Source organism: Pseudomonas mohnii (genome assembly GCF_900105115.1).
GTDB lineage: Bacteria > Pseudomonadota > Gammaproteobacteria > Pseudomonadales > Pseudomonadaceae > Aquipseudomonas > Aquipseudomonas mohnii.
The window spans coordinates 3,983,052-4,004,952 of record NZ_FNRV01000001.1 but is presented as its reverse complement, the minus strand read 5'-3'; the positions used below and the strand labels follow the sequence as shown (position 1 = coordinate 4,004,952).

Here is a 21,901-nt window from a genome sequence, read left to right as displayed (position 1 = left end):
AGGGGCGCCTTTTTTGTGCTCGCTGAATCTCAGCGTCCCAACAATCGCGCCAGTCCGACACTCAACGGCGTCTGTTGCGGGCGGGTAAAGCGCTCCAGCAGGCGCCGGTTGTTCGCCCGAGAATGACGGATGTCGCCGGAGCGTGCCGGGCCGTAGCTCACCGGCGGCAACTCACCGATCACTTCCTTGAGCGCCGTCAGCATCTGCTTGAGGCTCGTCGCCTCGTTCCAGCCAACGTTGACCGCGCCGACGTCCACCTGCGGTTTCTCGATGGCTTGCACCAGCAGGCTGACCAGATCCTCGACGTAGACAAAATCGCGTGTCTGCTCGCCGTCGCCAAACACCGTGATCGGCAGGCCGTTCTGCGCACGCTCGCTGAAAATGCTGATCACTCCGGAATACGGCGAGGACGGGTCCTGACGTGGGCCGAAGATGTTGAAGAAGCGGAAAATCACCGGTTCCAGCCCATGCTGGCGCCCATAGAAATCGAAGTAATGTTCGCTGGACAATTTGTCCGATGCATAAGGGGTCAACGGCGCCTTGGGCGTGTCTTCATCGATCGGCTCACCTTCGCCATTGTTGCCATACACCGCCGCGCTGGAGGCAAACAACACGCGTTTGACGCCCGTCTGACGCATGGCTTCGCAGACATTCAGCGAGCCGATGAAATTGCTCTGGTGCGTTTTCACCGGATCGTCCACCGAGGCTTGCACCGACGCCACCGCCGCCAGGTGTGCCACGGCGCTGCAACCAGCCATCGCCCGCGCGACCAGTGCGGCATCGGCGACGTCACCGACGATCAACTCGACCTTGGGATTGTCCAGCGGCAGGTTGCTGCGCTTGCCGGTCGACAGGTCATCGAGTACCCGCACCGAATGGCCCTTGGCGAGCAAGGCATCGGTGAGATGCGAACCAATGAAACCGGCACCGCCGGTGATTAAAACGGGGCCGTCAGCCATGGCGATAGTACCTGTCGAGTAAGCCCGGAAGGGCCGCACGCCAAGCGCGTGGCTTGATCCCGAACGTGTGCAGAATTTTTTTGCAGGCCAATACCGCGTGTTGCGGTTCTTCAGCGGCGTCCGGGCGCGCGGCGTGAGCCTGGGCGGTCGGCGCTTCGATGGCCAGCGGATGCAGGGCGCGTGCCTCGGTGAGGATCGCCTGGCCCAGGGCCAGCGGCGTGGTCGCTTCATGCCCGGCGTAGTGGTAAGTGCCCCACAGCGGCGCTGCGCAGTCCAGTTGCTTGAGTACGGAGATGATCACGCGGGCAGCGTCATCCACCGGGGTCGGATTGCCCCGGCGATCGTCGGCCATCAGCAACTCTTCCGGCAGTTCGGCGCGACTGAGAAAACGCCCCAGCGTGCCCTCGGGACTGTCGTCGAGCAGCCAGCCGAAACGCAACAGCACATGTTGCGGGCACGTGGCGCGCACACTTTGCTCGATGCGCCACAACGCCTGACCACGCAGGCCCAGTGGCACCGGTTCGTCTTTTTCGCTGTAGGCAGTCGCCCGGGAGCCATCGAACACGCGATAGCTGGAAGGTTGCAGCAGGACGATGTTGTGGTGCTGGCACAGTTCAGCCAGGCGCTCGATCGCCCGCTCCTGCCCGGCCAGGCGCTGTTCGCTGACCGTCTCCGCCTGGAACCAGTCGAAGTAGTAGGCGAGGTTGATCAACGCGTCCGGGCGGGTGTCGTCGAGCAGTTGCGTCAGGCTCGCGGCATCCCAGCCGTCTTGCGGTGGGCGGGGGGCGAGGAAACCGATGTCTTCTTCCGCACCGAGGCGAATCAGCGCCTGCCCAAGGGCATTTCCGCCGCCCAGTAACATAAGGCGCATTCGCATAGAGTCAGCAGGCCCAGTCTGATTGGAACGAGGGTTTGTCGACAGCGCTCGCGAGCGCTGTCGTTGAAAGTAGTCAGAATCCTTGCATTTTGCGGGTTTAGTGCGCAACCGTCATCCGTAAAGTGTAGATGTGCGGGATTTGTGCGACCTGAGCCTGCTCGCGATGGAGCCCTCAGACTCAGCGAAGATCTTGAGCGGTACTTGCATCTTCTCGCCCCCACCCGCATAAATTGTTGCATGAACCTGCCCATCCCCGCAGACAGTGCTCTGAACGGCTTCCACCCCGCCGTCAGCGCCTGGTTCAGCAAGACCTTCGCGACGGTGACCGCCGCCCAGGCCCGGGCGTGGCCGTTGATCCGCCAGCGTCGCTCGACCCTGATCGCCGCCCCCACGGGCTCCGGCAAGACCCTCACCGCGTTTCTCGCCGTGATCGACGACCTGGTGCACCGTGGCCTGGAGCAGCCCGAAGGCCTGCCGGACGAAACCCTGGTGGTCTACGTCTCGCCGCTCAAGGCGCTGTCCAACGACATCCGCATCAACCTGCAAAACCCGCTGGCCGGGATCACCGAACAATTGCGCCTGCTGGGCCTGCCTGAATTGCAGATCACGACGGCCGTGCGCACCGGCGACACCCCGCAAAAAGAACGCTCGGCGATGCGCAAGACGGCGCCGCACATTCTGGTCACCACCCCGGAATCGCTCTACGTGCTGCTCGGCTCCGATTCGGGCCGGCAAATGCTCGGTACCACGCGCACGGTGATCGTCGATGAAATCCATGCCATCGCCGCCAGCAAACGCGGCAGCCACCTCGCCCTGAGCCTCGAGCGCCTGCAAGCGCTCTGCGCCGAGCCACTGGTGCGCATCGGTCTGTCCGCCACGCAAAAACCCATCGACGCGGTGTCACGTTTTCTGGTGGGCCGCGACCGTCCGTGCGAAATCATCGACATCGGCCACGCCCGCCCACGGGACCTGGACATTGAAGTACCACCGGTGCCGTTGTCAGCGGTGATGGCCAACGATGTCTGGGAATTGGTGTATGACCGACTCGCCGCCCTCGCCCGCGAACACCGGACCACGCTGATTTTCGTCAACACCCGGCGCCTGGCCGAACGCCTGAGCCGCCACTTGAGCGAACGCCTGGGTAAGGACGCCGTGGCCGCCCACCACGGCAGCCTGGCCAAGGAGTTTCGCCTGGATGCCGAGCAACGGCTCAAGCGCGGCGAACTGCAAGTGCTGATCGCCACGGCGTCGCTGGAGTTGGGCATCGATATTGGCGACGTCGACCTGGTCTGCCAGATCGCCTCGCCGCGCTCGATTTCGGCTTTTTTGCAACGGGTCGGTCGCTCCGGACACCAGGTCGGCGGTACCCCCAAGGGCCGTTTGTTCGCCACCACCCGCGACGACCTGATCGAATGCGCCGCCCTGCTCGACTGCGCGCGCCGGGGCGAACTCGATACCCTGCAAATCCCCGAGGCCCCGCTGGACGTGCTGGCCCAGCAGATCATCGCCGAAGTCAGTTGTCAGGAATGGCAGGAAGACGCGCTATTGGCGCTGTTCCGCCAAGCTTCGCCCTATGCCGGGCTCGACGAAAAACATTACCAGGCGCTGCTGCGCATGCTCGCCGAGGGCTACAACGGTCGCCAGGGCATCCGCAGCGCTTACCTGCACCGCGATGCGGTGACCCGCAGCCTGCGCGGTCGCCGGGGCGCCAAGCTGACGGCCGTGACCAGCGGCGGGACCATTCCGGACAACGCCGACTACAGCGTGTTGCTGGAGCCACAAGGGTTGAACATCGGCAGCGTCAACGAAGACTTCGCGGTGGAAAGCATCGCTGGCGACGTTTTTCAACTGGGCAACACGTCGTACCGGATCCTGCGGGTCGAGACCGGCAAGGTCCGGGTCGAGGATGCCCAGGGTCAGCCGCCGACCATACCGTTCTGGCTCGGTGAAGCACCGGGGCGCAGCGCGGAACTGTCGTTCGCCGTCGCGCGCCTGCAAGCGCAACTCGATGAATGGCTCGGCGCTACGCCGGGCAACTTGCAGCCCGGCCTCGACTGGCTGACGCAAACCCTCGGCCTGAACCTGGCCAGCGCCGAACAACTGGTGGAATACCTGGCCCGCGCGCGCCAGGCCTTCGGCGCCCTGCCCTCGCAAGACACACTGTTGATGGAACGGTTTTTCGACGAGTCCGGTGGAACGCAACTGATCATCCACACACCGTTCGGCAGCCGCATCAACCGTGCCTGGGGCCTGGCCCTGCGCAAGCGTTTCTGCCGCACCTTCAACTTCGAATTGCAGGCTGCCGCCAGTGAAGACGCCATCGTACTGTCGCTGTCCACCAGCCACAGCTTTGAACTGGATGACGTGTGGCGTTACCTGCACAGCAACAGCGCCGAACACACGCTGATTCAAGCCGTCCTCGATGCGCCGCTGTTCGGCGTGCGCTGGCGCTGGAATGCCGGGGTGGCGCTGGCGTTGCCACGCTATTCCGGCGGGCGAAAAGTCCCGCCGCAAATCCAGCGGATGAAGAGCGAAGACCTGATCGCCAGCGTGTTTCCCGATCAGATCGCCTGCGTGGAGAACCTCGTCGGCGAGCGGGACATTCCCGACCATCCGCTGGTGGAACAAACCCTCGACGATTGCCTGCACGAAGCCATGGACAGCGAAGGCTGGCTCGCGCTGTTGCGGCGCATGGAGCGCGGCGAGGTCCGGCTAATCAGTCGCGACCTGCCGGCGCCCTCGCCATTGGCGGCGGAGATTCTCAGCGCCCGCCCCTACACCTTTCTCGACGATGCGCCGCTGGAAGAACGCCGCACGCAAGCGGTGCTCAACCGCCGCTGGAGCGACCCGGAATCGACCGACGACCTCGGCGCGCTGGACGCCGAAGCGATTGCCGCCGTGCGCGAAGAAGCCTGGCCTGCCCCCAATGGCATCGATGAAATGCATGAGGCGTTGATGAGCCTGGCGTGCATCACCGAAGCCGAAGCCCAGGCCAACCCGAACTGGCTCGACTGGCTCAACACCCTGGCCGACAGCGGCCGCGCCTGCCGCCTCGACTCGTCGCTGTGGCTGGCACGGGAACGGCTGACCTGTCTGCGGACGATTTACCCACAGGCTGATGTACTGCCGGCACGGGAGGCGCTGCCGGGATTCGATGAAGCCTGGAACGCGGACGATGCGGTGCTTGAAGTCATCCGCGCCCGGCTCAGTGCTTTTGGCCCGTTACCGTTGAAGGCGATTGCCGATCCGCTCGGCTTGCCCGCGACTCAGGTCGCCCAGGCACTGGCGCAACTGGAACGCGAAGGTTATGTGCTGCGCGGCCGCTTCACGCCGGGTGCGACCGAAGAACAATGGTGCGAGCGTCATTTGCTGGCACGGATTCATCGCTACACGGTCAAGCGCCTGCGCCGGGAAATCGAGCCGGTGGCGTTGCAGGATTTCATGCGGTTTCTGTTCGACTGGCAGCACGTGTCCAGCGCCACTCAGGGCCAGGGCAGTGCGGTGTTGCCGACGATCATCGCGCAGTTCGAGGGCTACCCCGGCGCCGCATCGGCCTGGGACAGCGACCTGCTGCCAGCACGCCTCAAGGACTATGCGCCAGGTTGGCTGGATGACCTGTGCCGCAGTGGCAAACTGGTCTGGACCCGACTCACCGCGCGCAACAAAAGTGCCGGCACGGCGCTGCGCAGTACGCCGATTCTGTTACTGCCGCGCAATCGGGTCGGGCTCTGGAGCGACTTGACCGAGCAAACGCCGATCAGCGAACTGTCGCCGAAAACGCAAAAGGTCCATGCCGCACTCAGCCAGCACGGCGCGCTGTTTTTCGATGAGTTGATTCACGAGGCCCACCTGCTGCGCTCAGAGCTGGAAATTGCCTTGCAGGAACTGGTGGGCGCCGGACGGGTAAACGCCGACAGCTTCGCCGGACTGCGGGCGCTGATCACTCCGGCCAGCAAACGTCTGAATCGCAGCAGCCGTCGCGGGCGCGGCGCGTTTGTCGGGGGTATGGACGATGCCGGACGTTGGGCACTGTTACGGCGCGGGGCTGTCGCGCCGGTTGTCGATAACAAACAGCCGTCGGCCACGCCTGCCGAGCCCCTGGAACACATCGCCATGACCCTGCTGCGTCGCTATGGCGTAGTGTTCTGGCGTTTGCTGGAGCGCGAGGCCGATTGGTTGCCGAGCTGGCGAGAATTGCTGCGCACCTTCCATCGACTGGAGGCGCGGGGCGAGATTCGCGGTGGACGCTTTGTCAGTGGCCTGGCGGGCGAGCAATTCGCCCTGCCCGAGGCGATTGCGCTGTTGCGCGAAGTTCGGCGCCGGCCCCATGACGGCAGCTTGATCGCGGTGTGCGGCGTCGATCCCTTGAACCTCGCCGGCACCCTGCTGCCCGGCCCCAAAGTACCGGCACTGGCAAGCAATCGGCTGGTGTACCGCGACGGTTTGCCGGCCGCTGCCGAGATCGCCGGCCAACCGCATTTCTGGCTAGAGCTGGATCAACAGGCCATGGCTGAAGTGCACGGCAAGCTGATCCGGCATTAGTGCTGCCTGGGCTGGCCTCATCGTCGGAACGCCGCCCGGTGCAAGCTCCCTCGCCGCAGGTTTTCGATTGTCGCGGCAATATTTGATCTGCACGCAAATATCAAATGCTCATCCCTGTATTTTTCAGCACACCCCAAACCTCGACACTGCGCTCCATCGAATCAACCCACCGGAGTTGCAGCCATGCCCATTGCCTTGCTCGCGCTGACCCTCAGCGCATTCGCCATCGGGACGACCGAATTCGTCATCGTTGGCCTGTTACCCACCATCGGCGCCGACTTGGGTGTCAGCCTGCCGTCCGCCGGCCTTCTGGTCAGCCTGTATGCGCTGGGCGTCGCGGTCGGCGCCCCCGTGCTGACCGCCCTCACCGGCAAAGTCCCCCGCAAAATGCTGCTGTTGTCGCTGATGGTGCTGTTCACCCTCGGTAACCTGCTGGCCTGGAAGGCGCCGAGCTATGAATCGCTGATCATTGCGCGGATCGTCACCGGTCTGGCCCACGGTGTGTTCTTTTCGATTGGTTCGACCATCGCGACCAGCCTGGTGCCCAAGGAAAAAGCCGCCAGCGCGATTGCCATCATGTTCACCGGACTGACCGTGGCGCTGGTCACTGGCGTGCCGTTGGGCACCTTCATCGGCCAGCATTTCGGCTGGCGTGAAACCTTTCTCGCCGTGTCGGCGCTGGGTGTGATCGCTTTCATCGGCAGCCTGCTGTACGTGCCGAAAAACATCGCCCACAGCAAACCCGCGTCGCTGTTACAGCAATTGCAGGTGCTCAAGCAGCCACGGTTGCTACTGGTGTACGCCATGACGGCGGTTGGCTACGGCGGTTCGTTCATTGCGTTCACCTTCCTGGCACCGATCCTTCAGGACATTTCCGGCTTCAGCGCCAGCACCGTCAGCCTGGTGCTGCTGGTCTACGGCATCTCGGTGGCCGTGGGCAACATCTGGGGCGGCAAACTGGCGGACAAACGCGGCCCGATCAGCGCCCTGAAAATCATCTTCAGCCTGCTCGCCGCCGTGCTATTCGTGCTGACCTTCACGGCCGGCAATCCATGGCTGGCGCTGGCCACCGTGCTGGTCTGGGGGGCCGTGGCGTTCGGTAATGTGCCGGGGTTGCAGGTGTACGTGGTGCGCCAGGCCGAACATCACACGCCACATGCGGTGGACGTGGCTTCCGGCCTGAACATTGCCGCGTTCAACCTCGGCATCGCCGGCGGTGCCTGGGGTGGTGGCCTAATTGTCGCGCATATGGGGCTGATTCATACGGCGTGGATTGGCGGCCTGGTGGTGTTGGTGGCACTGGCGCTGACCGCGTGGAGCGGCCGTCTCGATCGCCTCGGCCCTGCGTACGCCGAAGGTTCAACCCGTATCGTCGTTGGTCACTGATCCCCTGTAGGAGCCAGCCTGCTGGCGATGGTCTCCAGTACGCCGCATTCATCCAGACCACACGCGTTATCGTTGACGACCATCGCTGGCAAGCCAGCTCCCACAGAGGACCGCGCCGGTCACGCAATACCTGTAGGAGCCAGCCTGCTGGCGATGGTCTCCAGTGCGCCGCGTCTATCCAGAACACACGCGTTATCGTTGACGATCATCGCTGGCAAGCCAGCTCCCACAGAGGAGCGCGCCGGTCACGCAATACCTGTAGGAGCCAGCCTGCTGGCGATGGTCTCCAGTACGCCGCATTCATCCAGACCACACGCGTTATCGTTGACGACCATCGCTGGCAAGCCAGCTCCCACAGAGGACCGCGCCGGTCACGTAATACCTGTAGGAGCCAGCCTGCTGGCGATTGTCTCCAGTACGCCGCATTCATCCAGAACACACGCGTTATCGTTGACGACCATCGCTGGCAAGCCAGCTCCCACAGAGGACCGCGCCGGTCACGTAATACCTGTAGGAGCCAGCCTGCTGGCGATGGTCTCGAGAGCGCCGCGTCTATCTAGAACACACGCGTTATCGTTGACGACCATCGCCGACAAGCCGGCTCCTACAGAGGACCGCGCCGGTCACGCAATACCTGTAGGAGCCAGCCTGCTGGCGATGGTCACCAGTACGCCGCGTCTATCCAGAACACACGCGTTATCGTTGACGACCATCGCTGGCAAGCCAGCTCCCACAGAGGACCGCGCCGGTCACGTAATACCTGTAGGAGCCAGCCTGCTGGCGATGGTCTCCAGTGCGCCGCGTCTATCCAGAACACACGCGTTATCGTTGACGATCATCGCTGGCAAGCCAGCTCCCACAGAGGACCGCGCCGGTCACGCAATACCTGTAGGAGCCAGCCTGCTGGCGATGGTCTCCAGTGCGCCGCGTCTATCCAGAACACACGCGTTATCGTTGACGACCATCGCTGGCAAGCCAGCTCCCACAGAGGACCGCGCCGGTCACGCAATACCTGTAGGAGCCAGCCTGCTGGCGATGGTTTCCAGTACGCCGCGTCTATCCAGAACACGCGCGTTATCGTTGACGACCATCGCCGACAAGCCGGCTCCTACAGGTTTTGCGGTGACCTGTGAAATATCGGCCACCCGTAGTCCCATCGAAACTTTCGCCACTGCCCCGCAGTCATCAAAAAACAGGGGCACACGGACCGGAGGCGACATGGCGGCGATTCATATCGGTATTTCAGGTTGGCGGTACACGCCTTGGCGGGGGGATTTCTACCCGCAGGGCCTGGCCCAGAAGCGCGAATTGCAATTCGCCTCGCGGGCGGTCAACAGCATCGAAATCAATGGATCGTTTTATGCCCTGCAACGGCCAGACCGCTACCCAGAGTGGTACGCCGACACGCCGGCTGCCGAAGGAGTGCTGGCATGAGCATTCCCGAGCCGGTTGGCGTCACCGACGAGCAAGCAACCATCGAGCCCCTGGTGCATCGCTTCACCGTACTGACGATCAATACCCACAAAGGCTTCACCGCACTGAACCGGCGTTTCATCTTGCCGCAATTGCGCGAAGCGGTGCGCAGTGTGTCCGCCGATGTAGTGTTTTTGCAGGAAGTCCACGGCACCCACGAACACCACCCCAAGCGCTATGACAATTGGCCGGCGATGCCGCAATACGAATTCCTCGCCGATAGCCTCTGGCCGCAGTTCGCCTATGGGCGCAACGCGGTCTATCCGGCGGGCGATCACGGTAATGCGCTGCTGTCGAAATTCCAGATCGTGCGCCATGACAATCTCGACGTATCGATCAGCGGCCACGAGAATCGCGGCGTGCTGCATTGTGTGTTGCGCTTGCCCGGCGAAGGCCCGGAGGTGCATGCCATATGCGTTCACCTGGGCCTGCGTGAAAGCCACCGCACTGAACAGCTCAAGCTGTTGGCCCGTCGCCTGGAAGAACTGCCCGGTGACGCACCAGTGATCATCGCCGGTGATTTCAACGACTGGCGCCAGCGCGCCGATGCCTTGCTCAAGCCTTGTGGCTTGCGCGAAGTCTTCGCCGAACACCATGGCCAACCGGCGCGCAGTTTTCCCGCACGATGGCCGGCGCTGCGTCTGGACCGCATCTATGTACGCAATCTGAAGGCCAGTCGCCCGCAAGTACTGACGAACCGACCCTGGTCACACCTTTCCGACCACGCACCGCTATCAGTGGAGATCGAGCTATGAGCGCTTCGCCGATGGATAAAACCACGGTGGACCCGGTTTCCGCGCCCCCGGTCAGCGAACCGGCTGTCGTCGATGTCGAGTACCGCTGGCAGGGCAACAACCGGGTCGAGTTGCTGGAAAACGGCGAAGCCTATTTCCCCCGGGTGTTCGAGGCCATGCGTCAGGCCAAAAGCGAAATCCTCCTGGAAACCTTCATCGTCTTCGAGGACAAGGTCGGCGCAGAACTGCAGGCCGTACTGATCGACGCGGCCCGGCGCGGCGTGCGCGTCACCGCCAGCTTCGATGGTTTTGGTTGCGGAGAACTGAGCAGCGGTTACCTCGCTGCCCTCAGTGACGCCGGTGTGCATCTGCAAATGTTCGACCCGGCGCCAAAACGCCTGGGCATCCGCACCAACTGGTTTCGGCGCCTGCATCGCAAGATCGTGGTCGTCGACGGGACCTTCGCGTTCCTCGGCGGGATCAATTTTTCCGCCGACCATTTGGCCGACTTCGGCCCGGAGGCCAAGCAGGATTACTCGGTGGAAGTACAAGGCCCGGCGGTGACCGACATCCATCACTTTGCCTTGCTGCAATGCGGGCGCCCGGTACGCGCCAAGTACTGGTGGCAACGCCGTCGACAACGCCGCTCGGAGTTGGCGTTCAGCGATCACGATGGACAAGTGCGCCTGGTGTATCGCGACAACGGCGAGCATCGGACCGACATCGAGGAGGTTTACCGCCAGGTACTGCGTACCGCGCAACGGCGCGTGGTGATTGCCAATGCTTACTTCTTTCCCGGCTATCGCCTGCTGCGCGAGATTCGCAACGCAGCCCGCCGGGGTGTCGAGGTGCGGCTGATTCTGCAGGGGCAACCGGACATGCTGGTGGCCAAACTCGCGGCGCGCATGACCTACGACTACCTGCTCAAGTCCGGTGTGAGGATTTACGAATATTGCGACCGTCCGCTGCACGGCAAAGTCGCGCTGGTGGATGAGGACTGGAGCACGGTCGGCTCCAGCAACCTCGACCCATTGAGCCTGTCGATGAACCTGGAGGCCAACGTGTTGATCCGCGACCGCGAGTTCAACCGGCATCTGTTCGAGCGCCTCGAAGATCTCAGCGACAACCATTGCAAAGTCATGTCGGTCGACAACGCCCCGCGCGGCCGAATCTGGCACATGACCGTGGGTTTTCTGGTCTTCCACTTCCTGCGGCATTTCCCGGCCTGGGCCGGTTGGTTGCCGGCGCATAAACCCCGCCTCAAGGCCTTCACCGCGCCGACCGGGAGCGAGCCATCATGAGCCGCACTGAAGCACCCGCGATGCGTAACGCCGAACACCCGGCCAAGTCGCGCTGGAGCCACTGGAAGCGACCGCTGACGCTGCTGTTTTTTCTGGCGCTGATCGTGCTGTTGACGATGTTCGCCCAGCGCATCGAATGGAACGAAGTGTTCGACACCCTGGCCGACTTCAAGGTGCGCACGCTGATCATCGCGTCTGGGCTGACCCTCACGAGTTTCCTGGTATATGCCTGCTTCGACCTGATCGGCCGCACTTACATCCGCCAGGACCTCACGTGGAAACAGATCCTGCCCGTCGGGATCATCAGTTACGCCTTCAACCTCAACCTGAGTGCCTGGGTCGGCGGTATTGCCATGCGTTATCGGCTGTACTCACGACTCGGTGTAAGCAAAGCCAACATTGCGAAAATCCTCGGCCTGAGCCTGGCCACCAATTGGTTTGGCTACATGGTGATTGCAGGCGCGGTGTTCAGCAGCGGTCTGGTGCGCATGCCGACCGGCTGGACACTCAGCAGCGGCGCGCTGCAAGGGGTGGGCGTGTTGCTGCTGCTGGCGAGTGCGGGCTATCTGGCCGCGTGCCGGTATTCCACCCGCCGGGAATGGGTCATTCGCGGTGTGGAAATCAACTTGCCGTCACTGCGCATGGCGATCCTGCAACTGGCCCTCGGGGCCTTGAACTGGTCGTTGATGGCGGCGGTGATTTTCACCCTGCTGCCGAGCAAACTGGACTATCCGCTGGTGCTTGGCGTGCTACTGATCAGCGCCATCGCCGGGGTAATCACCCACATCCCGGCCGGCCTCGGTGTGCTGGAGGCCGTGTTCGTGGCGCTGCTGCAACATGAGGTGTCGCGGGGCAGCCTGGTGGCGGGGCTGCTGGCTTATCGGGCGATCTACTTCTTGCTGCCGTTGTTGATCACATTGGTCATGTATCTGGTGGTGGAGGCCAAGGCCAAGGCGTTGCGGATCTCGAAGAAGCCCAAGTGACTGTTGCTGCCTGAAAGGCCGCCTTCGCGGGCAAGCCCGCTCCCACAGGGTCCCTGGTGTTCACAAATAATGTGTTCAACCAGGATCCATTGTGGGAGCGGGCTTGCCCGCGATGGCGTTCTTCGAGACACCCACTATCACCGGGACTGAATGATGCTCAGCCGCTCGCCCACCACCATTTCCGTGATCCAGTCCACGAGGATCGAGGTGTAGGCCTGCTGTGAAACCGGATCACTCAGGGCATGGTCGGCACCGTCGATGATGCGGTGCGTCAGCGAATGGGTCTGCTGACAGGCCGCGCGATAACTCATGATGGTTGCGTGGGGCACGTAGTCATCGGTCTCGGACTGCACCAGCAGCACATCCCCGGTAAATTGCGAACAGGCATGCAGCGCCCGGTTGCCATCGGCGCGCACCAGGGTGCTGCGATAATCGCGCAGATCGAGTTTGTCCAGATCGCGCTTGGGCGTGTGCCATTGATCGTCGCGGTACAGCGCCGGCACCCGCAGCGCCAGCCAGCGCACGGGGCGCAACGAAGTCAGGATCGCAGCCAGGTAACCGCCATAGCTGGTGCCCACCACGGCAATCGCCGAGGTATCGAGCGCCGGGTGCGCGAGCAGGCGATCGTAAGCCGCCAGCAGGTCGCGCAGATTGTCTTCACGGGTCACCCGGGACAACGGAATGCCGGTGCCGCCGGTATGCCCGCGCAGGTCGAAGGTCAGGCACACACAACCCAGGCCAGCGATGCCTTTCGCCCGTTCCAGGTCGCGTTCCTGACTACCGCCCCAACCGTGCACGAATAACACGCCGGGGACTTTCGATTTAGGACTGAGAAACGTCCCGCTCATCTGTTCGTCGTCGATGTCGATTTGAATGCTTTCGCTTCTAGCCGTCATAGGATTTGACCGTTACGTACTTGAGGAGAAAATCACTGTCTTGCGCCGGTCCGCGATACACCTCAATGGCGTGCGCCGGTAATGGCTGTTCGATGTAGGTTTCCACCGAAGACACACGGATCCCACGCATCCCAGGGTCGTTGACGAAGCTCTGCAAGGCCGCCATTTCGGCACTGCTGGCACCGCCCATGCGCCAGGATTGTTCGAGCACGCCGCTGCGTGGCTTGCCGTCGCTGGCCACGCCCTGGGCGATGTCGTAGTTGCGCCGTGATGCATAAAAACCGGGGTAGGCTTCGTCCGCGGCGCTGTCGAACACTTGTGCCTGCTGGATGGCCAGCCGCACGTCATCGGGCAGGTCCAGTTTCAGCAATTCGTCGTAGCCCCCCTGCACCACCAGCAGGTTGGAACCACCATAGACCTCTTCACCGTGGGCGTCCTTGGTCAAATATTGATCACCGCAGTAACTCAGTACCTTGTCGCCGATGAAACTCTGACCAACGCTGTGGGTAATCACCTGGTCCAGGTCCTGCTCCAGCACCACGCCTTCAGTGAATAGCGTTTTGGCCTCGGGCCGGGCAAGGATCTCATCGAACTGGTCGAGGCTCTTGATGACTTCCTGGCCCCGCCCGGCGCACGCATGAATCGGCTTGAGGCGGATCGGGCCGGTGCAAAGCAGGTGCTCCGCCGCCGGCCGCGCATCGTCGAAGGAAAATACGCTGAGGCCATCCAGCACCACAGGGCGCACCCGTTGGGAAAACAACGGCGACCAGCCATGGGGAGCTCGGGCTAGTTGGTTGCACAAACCGTGACTGATGGCCTTGGTGCAGATGAAGTCATGCTCGACGTAACCGCCCCACAAATCCTCCGGCCCCTTGACGCCCAGTTGCCGGGCGGCGGCAGCACCCACCAGCGTCTGGGTCGGGAGCAGGTAATGTTCAAGGCCGTGATGCTGCGCAGGGTCGTAATTGCCGCCGTACTTGAGCCCGAGGATGTGCGCCAGCCAGCGGGCCAGCGCGCGATTGGTTTCGACTTCGTGCAATGGCGCGTCGGAACGCACCGAATGGGCGACCACTGTTTTCTTGCGGCTTGTTGGGGTCATGCGTCCCCCTTCAATTGTCGCTGAATGAATGTAGCTGATGAGGTGCAGGGTTCAGGCCAACCGCTTCTTGAGAAAAACGGTTTTCGAATCAGCCATTTGCGAAATGGGTAGTGGCACCACGCCTGCTCTATTCTGCACGACGACCTTTAATATTCCGGCATTTTGCACGGCTCCAACCTTCCTCCCCCCTGTGGAAGCGAACTTGCTCGCGATGGCGGCAGACTATTCAACATCGATTTGACTGGCACATTGCATTCGCGGGCAAGCTCGCTCCCACGGGTTAAGTAGTGCAGCTTTTATCGGGTAACAACACTCGGCATCACCCCAAACCGCGTCCGGTAATCACTCGGCGCCAGCCCGGTGATTTTCTTGAATGTCGAGCGAAAGGCGCCTGGGTCCTGATACCCCACGGTCCAGGCAATATGGTCGATGGTGCTGTTGGTGAATTCGAGCATTTCCCGCGCCTTGCCGACCCGCAAGTGCTGGCAGTACTCGGTGGGCTTGAGCCCGGTGGCGGCACGGAACCGGCGCAGGAACGTGCGCTCCTCCAATCCTGCCCGCTCGGCCATGGACGTCAACGACACGTCGGTGGCCCCGGTGCTTTGCAGCCAGTGTTGAACCTTGAGGATCGATGCATCGCCATGACTGAGAATCGGCGCGAAATTGCTGCCGCACTCGCTGGCGCTGTCACTGTGTTCAACCACCAGAAAACGCGCGGTACCGGTGGCGATGCTCGGTCCCAGCAAGCGATCCACCAGGCGCAGACCCAGCTCCGACCAGGCCATCAGCCCGGCGGTGGTGATCAGGTCGCCGTCATCGACGATGGGGGTATCGGCCTTGAGCTTGATTGCCGGGTAACGTTCGGCGAATGCCTTGGCCGAGGTCCAGTGGGTGGTGGCACTCCGGCCGTCGAGCAGGCCGCTTTCGGCCAGCAGAATCGAGCCCACGCAGATACCACCGAGGGTTGCGCCGCTGGCATGTTGCTGACGCATCCAGCGAATCAACGCCTGCGATGCCTGGCCTTCGCGGAACCCGGCAATCGACGGCGGAATCAATACCGCCACCAAGGCGCCGTCCTCCCCGGGATGGCTGTCGTACACCCGTGCTGGCGCCTGCTCGCCGTCCACTTGCCAATGACTGACCCGAAGCAACGGTAACTGCGCCGCCTGATGTTCGGCAGCGATCCGATTGGCCACCCCGAACAGGTCCGTCAACCCATGCACCGCCGCCATTTGCGCGCCGGGATAGATCAATACGCCCAGTTCGGCGATTGCCCTTTGTGCATCCATTGTCAGTTTTCCCCCTTCTATTGTCGGTGCGGCCAATCCCCGGATGACGTGCCTGGACCAATACTTGATTCCACATTCAACCCGCACTTCAAGGAAACAGTCATGGCCAAGCAAGCACTCATCCTAGTCGATATCCAAAACGACTACTTCCCCCAAGGCAAGTGGCCGCTGGTCGGCGCCGATGCCGCGGCAGACAACGCGGTCCGCCTGCTCAAAGCCTTCCGCGACGCTGGTGATTCAGTGGTGCATATCCGCCACGAATTCACGTCCGAAGAAGCACCGTTTTTCACCCCTGGCTCCGAAGGCGCGAAGTTGCACCCCAACGTTCTCAACCGTGCCGATGAGCCGGTGGTACTCAAGCACTTCGTCAACTCGTTCCGCGAAACTGAACTGCAGTCGATCCTCGACGAACAAGGCATCAAGGAACTGGTGGTCGTCGGCAGCATGAGCCACATGTGCATCGACGGTATCACCCGTGCCGCCAACGACCTTGGCTATAGCGTCACGGTGATCCACGACGCCTGCGCTTCCCGTGATCTGGAGTTCAACGGCCTGACCGTTCCGGCGGCCCAGGTGCATGCGGCCTTTATGTCAGCCTTGGGTTTTGCCTACGCCAAGGTGATTTCCACTGACGAGTTCCTGTCTGCCAGCCAGGGCTAGGACCGGAGCTTGCCACGCCTGGTGACGGATTGATCAATCCGACGCCCACAAAAAAGGCCCGACGCTGTGAGCGCCGGGCCTTTGTATTTAGAGCGGGTGAAGCGGCTTGTCAGAACGGAATATCGTCATCAAAGCTGTCGAAATCCGGTGCCGGTTGCGGCGCGGCTTGTTGCGGTGCCGGACGCTGTGGCTGCTGTTGCGGTGCAGGACGTGGAGCCTGCTGGCGCGGAGCGGATTGCTGGTAGTTGTTACCGCCGCCCTGGCCTTGCTGGTCGCCCTGTGGACGGCCGCCCAGCAGTTGCATGGTGCCTTGCATGTCGACGACGATTTCGGTGGTGTAACGCTTGATGCCGTCTTTTTCCCACTCGCGGGTCTGCAGCTTGCCTTCGATGTACACCTGCGAACCTTTACGCAGGTACTCGCCAGCGATCTCTGCAACTTTGCCGAACATCGACACACGGTGCCATTCGGTCTTTTCGACTTTCTGACCGGTTTGCTTGTCAGTCCACTGCTCGCTGGTCGCCAGACTCAGGTTGGTCACGGCGTTACCGTTTGGCAGGTAGCGAACTTCAGGATCCTGGCCGCAAGTGCCGACCAATATGACTTTGTTAACCCCACGGGCCATTACGTTCTCCTAGGCTACGCACGCTGCCTCGGCCGGGCTATTCACCAGGCGCTCAAGGGTGGTGCGATCCAATAGTTCGGTGTCCAATTTGATGTAAATGGCCGCTTCATCAGCGACGATCACTGCATCTGTTACCCCTACGACCGCCTTCAGGCGCTCAACCAGACCCGCTTCGCGGATCGCCTCGGGCGACAACGGCAAGCGCAGGCTCGTGACGTAGGGAGGTTCGCGCATGGTAACAGCAAAGGCCAGCCAGAGGGCAGCCAGACCGGCGCATCCCAGGAACACAACCGACAAACCGCCATGCTGGAACAACCAGCCGCCGAGTATGCCGCCCAGTGCCGAACCGAGGAACTGGCTGGTGGAATACACCCCCATGGCCGTGCCCTTGCCGCCAGCCGGTGAAACCTTGCTGATCAGCGACGGCAACGAAGCTTCCAGCAGATTGAACGCAGTGAAGAACACCACCGTCCCGATCACCAGAGCCCGCAAGCTGTCGCCGAACTGCCAGAAGAATAGCTCAGTGAGCATCAGCGTCAGTACCGCGCCCAACAAAACTCGTTTCATTTTGCGTTTTTTCTCGCCGTAGATAATGAACGGAATCATGGCGAAGAAGGAAATCAGCAGCGCGGTCAGATAGACCCACCAGTGCTGCTCTTTAGGCAGCCCGGCTTTTTCGACCAGGGCCAGGGGCAACGCAACGAAACTCGACATCAACATCGCGTGCAACACAAAGATGCCCAGGTCCAGACGCAGCAGGTCCGGGTGCTTGAGCGTCGGAATCAGCGCCTGGCGTGCGACACCGGATTCACGATGCTGCAATGGCCCGGTGGCACGCGGCACCATGAACATCACGATCACAATGCCGAACAGCGCCATGCCACCGGTGGCGAGGAACAATCCGGTCAGGCCGAAAGCGCGCGTCAGCAAAGGTCCGACCACCATGGCGACGGCAAACGACAGGCCAATCGTCATGCCAATCATGGCCATGGCCTTGGTCCGATGCTGCTCGCGGGTCAGATCTGACAACAATGCCATGACTGCGGCGGAAATCGCTCCGGCCCCCTGGAGGATACGTCCGGCGATCACGCCCCAGATCGAATCGGCGTTGGCGGCCAGCAGACTGCCCAGCGCAAAGATAATCAAACCGAGATAAATGACCGGGCGGCGACCGATGCGGTCGGAAATGAAACCGAAAGGAATCTGGAAAATCGCCTGGGTCAGGCCGTAAGCGCCAATCGCCAGCCCGATAAGGGCCGGGGTCGCTCCCGCCAGGTCCATCCCATAGGTCGCCAATACCGGCAACACCATGAACATGCCAAGCATACGGAAGGCGAACACCAGGGCCAGACCACTCGCCGCGCGGGTCTCGCTGCCACTCATGCGTTCGCTGTGGGGATCGTGCATGGAAAAACCTCATGTGAACCGGCGGCGATTCTACCAGTCCCATCGATTGGCGGGGTATATCGCGACGCTTTGACGCGCTCATCTGACAGACTCTTCATGTAAGCCAATACTCCCGTCATTTGATAGTGTGCATCCATCCAGTATTTGGCCGTATACTCTTACGTTTTCGACGCCCGCCAAGCGAGGCCACTTTGGACAAGATCCTGATTCGTGGGGCTCGAACCCACAACCTGAAGAATATCGACCTGACCCTGCCAAGGGACAAGCTGATCGTCATCACCGGCCTGTCCGGCTCCGGCAAGTCATCCCTGGCTTTCGATACGCTCTACGCCGAAGGCCAGCGCCGCTACGTCGAATCATTGTCGGCCTACGCCCGCCAGTTCCTGTCGATGATGGAAAAGCCCGATGTCGACACCATCGAAGGCCTTTCGCCGGCCATCTCCATCGAACAGAAGTCGACCTCGCACAACCCGCGCTCGACGGTCGGCACCATCACCGAAATCTACGACTACCTGCGCCTGCTTTATGCACGCGTGGGCATTCCGCGCTGTCCGGATCACGACATCCCGCTTGAGGCACAGACCGTCAGCCAGATGGTCGACCTGGTTCTGGCGCAACCGGAGGGCAGCAAGCTCATGCTGCTGGCCCCGGTCATTCGCGAGCGCAAAGGCGAGCACCTTTCGGTGTTCGAAGAGCTGCGCGCCCAGGGCTTCGTGCGTGCCCGGATCAACGGCAAGCTGTATGAGCTGGACGAAGCGCCCAAGCTCGACAAACAAAAGAAGCATTCCATCGATGTGGTGGTCGACCGCTTCAAGGTCCGCGCCGATCTGCAGCAACGCCTGGCCGAATCCTTCGAGACTGCGCTGAAGCTGGCGGATGGCATCGCTCTGGTCGCACCGATGGACGATGAGCCGGGTGAAGAGATGATCTTCTCCGCGCGCTTCGCCTGCCCGATTTGCGGCCACGCCATCAGCGAGCTCGAACCCAAGCTGTTCTCCTTCAACAACCCGGCCGGCGCCTGCCCGACGTGTGATGGCCTGGGTGTGAAGCAGTTTTTCGACATCAAGCGACTGGTCAATGGCGAGTTGACCCTGGCCGAAGGCGCAATTCGCGGCTGGGATCGACGCAACGTCTATTACTTCCAGATGCTCGGCTCGCTGGCCTCGCACTACAAGTTCAGCCTCGAAGTGCCGTTCAACGAACTGCCTGGCGACCAGCAGAAGTTCATCCTGCACGGTAGCGGCTCGCAAAACGTCGACTTCAAATACCTGAACGACCGTGGCGACATCGTCAAGCGTTCGCACCCGTTCGAAGGCATCGTGCCGAACCTGGAACGCCGCTACCGCGAAACCGAATCGGCTTCAGTGCGCGAAGAGCTGGCCAAGTTCTTAAGCACCCAGGCCTGCCCGGACTGCCGCGGCACCCGTCTGCGGCGTGAGGCGCGGCATGTATGGGTCGGCGAGAAAACCCTGCCGGCGGTGACCAACCTGCCCATCGGCGATGCCTGCGACTACTTCGGCGAGCTCAAGCTCACCGGACGTCGTGGGGAAATCGCCGACAAGATCCTCAAGGAAATCCGCGAGCGTCTGCAGTTCCTCGTCAACGTTGGTCTTGATTACCTGTCGCTGGATCGCAGCGCCGACACCTTGTCCGGTGGTGAGGCCCAGCGTATTCGCCTGGCCAGCCAGATCGGTGCCGGCCTGGTGGGTGTCCTGTACATCCTCGACGAGCCGTCGATTGGCTTGCACCAACGCGACAACGACCGACTGCTCGGCACCCTCAAGCACCTGCGGGACATCGGTAACACGGTGATCGTGGTCGAGCACGACGAAGATGCGATTCGCCTGGCTGACTACGTGGTGGATATCGGCCCGGGCGCCGGGGTTCATGGCGGGCATATCGTTGCCGAAGGCACGCCGGCCGAAGTCATGGCTCACCCAGACTCGCTGACGGGCAAGTACCTGTCGGGTCGGGTGAAGATCGAGGTGCCGGCCAAACGTACGCCGCGCAACAAGAAGCTGTCGCTATCGCTCAAGGGCGCTCGCGGCAACAATTTGCGCAACGTCGACCTCGAGATTCCGATCGGGCTGCTGACCTGTGTGACCGGTGTATCCGGCTCAGGCAAATCGACCCTGATCAACAACACGCTGTTTCCCCTGAGCGCCACGGCACTTAACGGCGCGACCACACTGGAAGCCGCCGCACACGACAGCATCAAGGGTCTGGAACACCTGGACAAGGTCGTCGATATCGACCAGAGCCCGATTGGTCGTACGCCGCGTTCCAACCCGGCGACCTACACCGGGTTGTTCACGCCGATTCGCGAGCTGTTCGCCGGCGTGCCGGAGTCCCGCTCCCGTGGTTATGGGCCAGGGCGCTTCTCCTTCAACGTGAAGGGCGGACGCTGCGAGGCCTGCCAGGGCGATGGCCTGATCAAGGTGGAAATGCACTTCCTGCCGGACATCTACGTTCCTTGTGACGTGTGCAAGAGCAAGCGCTACAACCGCGAAACCCTGGAGATCAAGTACAAGGGCAAGAGCATCCACGAAACCCTCGAGATGACCATCGAGGAAGCGCGGGAGTTCTTCGACGCCGTGCCGGCACTGGCGCGCAAGCTGCAGACGCTGATGGATGTCGGCCTGTCTTACATCAAGCTGGGGCAATCGGCGACCACGCTGTCCGGTGGCGAAGCACAGCGGGTGAAACTGTCCCGCGAACTGTCCAAGCGCGACACGGGCAAGACCCTGTACATCCTGGACGAGCCGACCACGGGCCTGCACTTCGCAGATATCCAGCAATTGCTCGACGTGTTGCATAGACTGCGCGACCACGGCAACACGGTCGTAGTGATCGAGCACAACCTGGACGTGATCAAGACCGCTGACTGGTTGGTGGACCTGGGGCCTGAAGGCGGGTCCAAGGGCGGCCAAATCATTGCCGTCGGCACACCGGAGGAAGTTGCAGAGATGAAACAGTCTCACACCGGCTTCTACCTGAAACCGCTGCTGGAACGCGATCGGGCCTGAGCCCGCAAAAAGAAAAAGCCCCTGTCACTTCATCAGTGACAGGGGCTTTTTGATATCCGCTGCAATCAGGTGTGCGAATGCAGGTAGTTCTCGAGACCGATCAACTTGATCAGACCCAACTGCTTTTCCAGCCAGTACGTGTGATCTTCTTCGGTGTCATTGAGCTGAATACGCAAGATTTCGCGACTGACGTAATCCTTGTGCTGCTCGCAAAGCTCGATACCTTTGCACAGTGCTGCGCGGACCTTGTACTCAAGACGCAGATCAGCCTCGAGCATCTCAGGCACTGTAGTGCCCACATCGAGATCGTCCGGACGCATGCGTGGCGTGCCTTCCAGCATCAGGATCCGCCGCATCAACGCATCGGCGTGACCGGCTTCTTCTTCCATTTCGTGATTGATTCGTTCGTAGAGCTTGGTGAATCCCCAGTCCTCATACATCCGCGAATGGACGAAATATTGATCACGCGCGGCCAATTCGCCGGTCAGCAACGTGTTGAGGTAATCGATAACGTCTGGGTGGCCTTGCATCGCCCTACATCTCCCTGCTTGAAAGTCTGTAGTTTGAACCAAGCTGAACATAACGTCACTCGCCGGGCGCAACAAAGTAGAAGATATTCTGAGAAAAGTGGTTTAAATGACGCA

16 protein-coding genes and 1 pseudogene are annotated in these 21,901 nt (G+C 61.8%); 8 read left to right on the top strand and 9 right to left on the bottom strand.

The features are described 5' to 3' along the window. Window positions 1–29 precede the first annotated feature (29 nt). On the bottom strand, window positions 30–959 hold the full coding sequence (locus tag BLV61_RS18590) for an NAD-dependent epimerase/dehydratase family protein (protein ID WP_090466833.1): 930 nt from the start codon (window positions 957–959) through the stop codon (window positions 30–32). Then, window positions 952–1,836: a sugar nucleotide-binding protein gene (locus tag BLV61_RS18585; RefSeq protein ID WP_090466829.1), complete on the bottom strand. Its 885-nt coding sequence runs from the start codon at window positions 1,834–1,836 to the stop codon at window positions 952–954. Before BLV61_RS18585 ends, BLV61_RS18590 begins: the two co-directional genes overlap by 8 nt. Before the next feature lie 237 nt (window positions 1,837–2,073). Between BLV61_RS18585 and BLV61_RS18580 the strand changes: the two genes are divergently transcribed. Both BLV61_RS18580 and BLV61_RS18575 read left to right on the top strand, forming a co-directional pair. Beyond that, on the top strand, window positions 2,074–6,378 hold the full coding sequence (locus BLV61_RS18580; protein ID WP_090466827.1) for an Lhr family helicase: 4,305 nt from the start codon (window positions 2,074–2,076) through the stop codon (window positions 6,376–6,378). 183 nt (window positions 6,379–6,561) lie between these two features. After that, window positions 6,562–7,764: an MFS transporter gene (locus tag BLV61_RS18575; RefSeq protein ID WP_047533906.1), complete on the top strand. Its 1,203-nt coding sequence runs from the start codon at window positions 6,562–6,564 to the stop codon at window positions 7,762–7,764. 1,001 nt (window positions 7,765–8,765) lie between these two features. On the opposite strand, the gene BLV61_RS18570 is transcribed toward BLV61_RS18575, so the two are convergent. Next, window positions 8,766–8,984 (bottom strand): hypothetical protein, encoded by a 219-nt coding sequence (locus BLV61_RS18570; RefSeq protein WP_090466824.1) that lies wholly within the window; start codon window positions 8,982–8,984, stop codon window positions 8,766–8,768. Here BLV61_RS18570 and BLV61_RS18565 point away from each other — a divergent pair. From BLV61_RS18565 to BLV61_RS18550, 4 genes and pseudogenes are all read left to right on the top strand, one after another. After that, a pseudogene (locus BLV61_RS18565) lies at window positions 8,983–9,174 on the top strand (DUF72 domain-containing protein); the annotation flags it as partial. The gene BLV61_RS18570 and the pseudogene BLV61_RS18565 sit on opposite strands and share 2 nt — an antisense overlap. 20 nt (window positions 9,175–9,194) lie before the next feature. Beyond that, complete coding sequence (locus BLV61_RS18560; protein ID WP_090466822.1) at window positions 9,195–9,992, top strand: endonuclease/exonuclease/phosphatase family protein; 798 nt, start codon at window positions 9,195–9,197, stop codon at window positions 9,990–9,992. Then, entirely contained in the window at window positions 9,989–11,272 is a 1,284-nt protein-coding gene (gene clsB / locus BLV61_RS18555) for a cardiolipin synthase ClsB (RefSeq protein WP_090466820.1), read from the top strand. The genes BLV61_RS18560 and clsB overlap by 4 nt, the downstream gene beginning before the upstream one ends. Beyond that, the gene (locus BLV61_RS18550; protein ID WP_047533916.1) at window positions 11,269–12,255 is read left to right on the top strand and encodes a lysylphosphatidylglycerol synthase domain-containing protein; all 987 of its coding nucleotides are present in this window, start codon (window positions 11,269–11,271) and stop codon (window positions 12,253–12,255) included. The genes clsB and BLV61_RS18550 overlap by 4 nt, the downstream gene beginning before the upstream one ends. A gap of 137 nt (window positions 12,256–12,392) precedes the next feature. On the opposite strand, the gene BLV61_RS18545 is transcribed toward BLV61_RS18550, so the two are convergent. From BLV61_RS18545 to BLV61_RS18535, 3 genes are all read right to left on the bottom strand, one after another. After that, window positions 12,393–13,151 (bottom strand): alpha/beta hydrolase family protein, encoded by a 759-nt coding sequence (locus BLV61_RS18545; protein ID WP_047533918.1) that lies wholly within the window; start codon window positions 13,149–13,151, stop codon window positions 12,393–12,395. Next, window positions 13,141–14,250 carry a DUF3182 family protein gene (locus BLV61_RS18540; RefSeq protein ID WP_090466818.1) on the bottom strand — a complete coding sequence of 370 codons (1,110 nt, stop codon included), beginning with the start codon at window positions 14,248–14,250 and terminating at the stop codon, window positions 13,141–13,143. The genes BLV61_RS18545 and BLV61_RS18540 overlap by 11 nt, the downstream gene beginning before the upstream one ends. A 296-nt stretch (window positions 14,251–14,546) precedes the next feature. Then, complete coding sequence (locus tag BLV61_RS18535; protein ID WP_090466816.1) at window positions 14,547–15,539, bottom strand: GlxA family transcriptional regulator; 993 nt, start codon at window positions 15,537–15,539, stop codon at window positions 14,547–14,549. A gap of 102 nt (window positions 15,540–15,641) precedes the next feature. Between BLV61_RS18535 and BLV61_RS18530 the strand changes: the two genes are divergently transcribed. After that, window positions 15,642–16,199: a cysteine hydrolase family protein gene (locus BLV61_RS18530; protein ID WP_090466814.1), complete on the top strand. Its 558-nt coding sequence runs from the start codon at window positions 15,642–15,644 to the stop codon at window positions 16,197–16,199. 109 nt (window positions 16,200–16,308) lie between these two features. On the opposite strand, the gene BLV61_RS18525 is transcribed toward BLV61_RS18530, so the two are convergent. Next, window positions 16,309–16,824 carry a single-stranded DNA-binding protein gene (locus tag BLV61_RS18525; protein ID WP_007970128.1) on the bottom strand — a complete coding sequence of 172 codons (516 nt, stop codon included), beginning with the start codon at window positions 16,822–16,824 and terminating at the stop codon, window positions 16,309–16,311. A 9-nt stretch (window positions 16,825–16,833) separates the two neighbouring features. Next, window positions 16,834–18,231 (bottom strand): MFS transporter, encoded by a 1,398-nt coding sequence (locus BLV61_RS18520; RefSeq protein ID WP_090466811.1) that lies wholly within the window; start codon window positions 18,229–18,231, stop codon window positions 16,834–16,836. A gap of 191 nt (window positions 18,232–18,422) precedes the next feature. On the opposite strand from BLV61_RS18520, the gene uvrA reads away from it, so the two are divergent. Then, entirely contained in the window at window positions 18,423–21,257 is a 2,835-nt protein-coding gene (gene uvrA, locus BLV61_RS18515; RefSeq protein WP_047533932.1) for an excinuclease ABC subunit UvrA, read from the top strand. A gap of 65 nt (window positions 21,258–21,322) precedes the next feature. Here the strand turns inward: uvrA and bfr are convergent, their stop codons facing one another. After that, window positions 21,323–21,787 (bottom strand): bacterioferritin, encoded by a 465-nt coding sequence (bfr, locus tag BLV61_RS18510; protein WP_090466809.1) that lies wholly within the window; start codon window positions 21,785–21,787, stop codon window positions 21,323–21,325. Window positions 21,788–21,901 lie beyond the last annotated feature (114 nt).

What these genes read in the sequence shown, in the direction of transcription:
- BLV61_RS18585 (WP_090466829.1), bottom strand. Translation starts at nt 1,836, where the DNA reads ATGCGAATGCGCCTTATGTTACTGGGCGGCGGAAATGCCCTTGGGCAG.
- BLV61_RS18520 (WP_090466811.1), bottom strand. Translation starts at nt 18,231, where the DNA reads ATGCACGATCCCCACAGCGAACGCATGAGTGGCAGCGAGACCCGCGCG.
- BLV61_RS18570 (WP_090466824.1), bottom strand. Translation starts at nt 8,984, where the DNA reads ATGTCGCCTCCGGTCCGTGTGCCCCTGTTTTTTGATGACTGCGGGGCA.
- bfr (WP_090466809.1), bottom strand. Translation starts at nt 21,787, where the DNA reads ATGCAAGGCCACCCAGACGTTATCGATTACCTCAACACGTTGCTGACC.
- BLV61_RS18535 (WP_090466816.1), bottom strand. Translation starts at nt 15,539, where the DNA reads ATGGATGCACAAAGGGCAATCGCCGAACTGGGCGTATTGATCTATCCC.
- BLV61_RS18540 (WP_090466818.1), bottom strand. Translation starts at nt 14,250, where the DNA reads ATGACCCCAACAAGCCGCAAGAAAACAGTGGTCGCCCATTCGGTGCGT.
- BLV61_RS18575 (WP_047533906.1), top strand. Translation starts at nt 6,562, where the DNA reads ATGCCCATTGCCTTGCTCGCGCTGACCCTCAGCGCATTCGCCATCGGG.
- BLV61_RS18590 (WP_090466833.1), bottom strand. Translation starts at nt 959, where the DNA reads ATGGCTGACGGCCCCGTTTTAATCACCGGCGGTGCCGGTTTCATTGGT.
- BLV61_RS18545 (WP_047533918.1), bottom strand. Translation starts at nt 13,151, where the DNA reads ATGACGGCTAGAAGCGAAAGCATTCAAATCGACATCGACGACGAACAG.
- BLV61_RS18560 (WP_090466822.1), top strand. Translation starts at nt 9,195, where the DNA reads ATGAGCATTCCCGAGCCGGTTGGCGTCACCGACGAGCAAGCAACCATC.
- BLV61_RS18530 (WP_090466814.1), top strand. Translation starts at nt 15,642, where the DNA reads ATGGCCAAGCAAGCACTCATCCTAGTCGATATCCAAAACGACTACTTC.
- BLV61_RS18525 (WP_007970128.1), bottom strand. Translation starts at nt 16,824, where the DNA reads ATGGCCCGTGGGGTTAACAAAGTCATATTGGTCGGCACTTGCGGCCAG.
- BLV61_RS18580 (WP_090466827.1), top strand. Translation starts at nt 2,074, where the DNA reads ATGAACCTGCCCATCCCCGCAGACAGTGCTCTGAACGGCTTCCACCCC.
- BLV61_RS18550 (WP_047533916.1), top strand. Translation starts at nt 11,269, where the DNA reads ATGAGCCGCACTGAAGCACCCGCGATGCGTAACGCCGAACACCCGGCC.
- clsB (WP_090466820.1), top strand. Translation starts at nt 9,989, where the DNA reads ATGAGCGCTTCGCCGATGGATAAAACCACGGTGGACCCGGTTTCCGCG.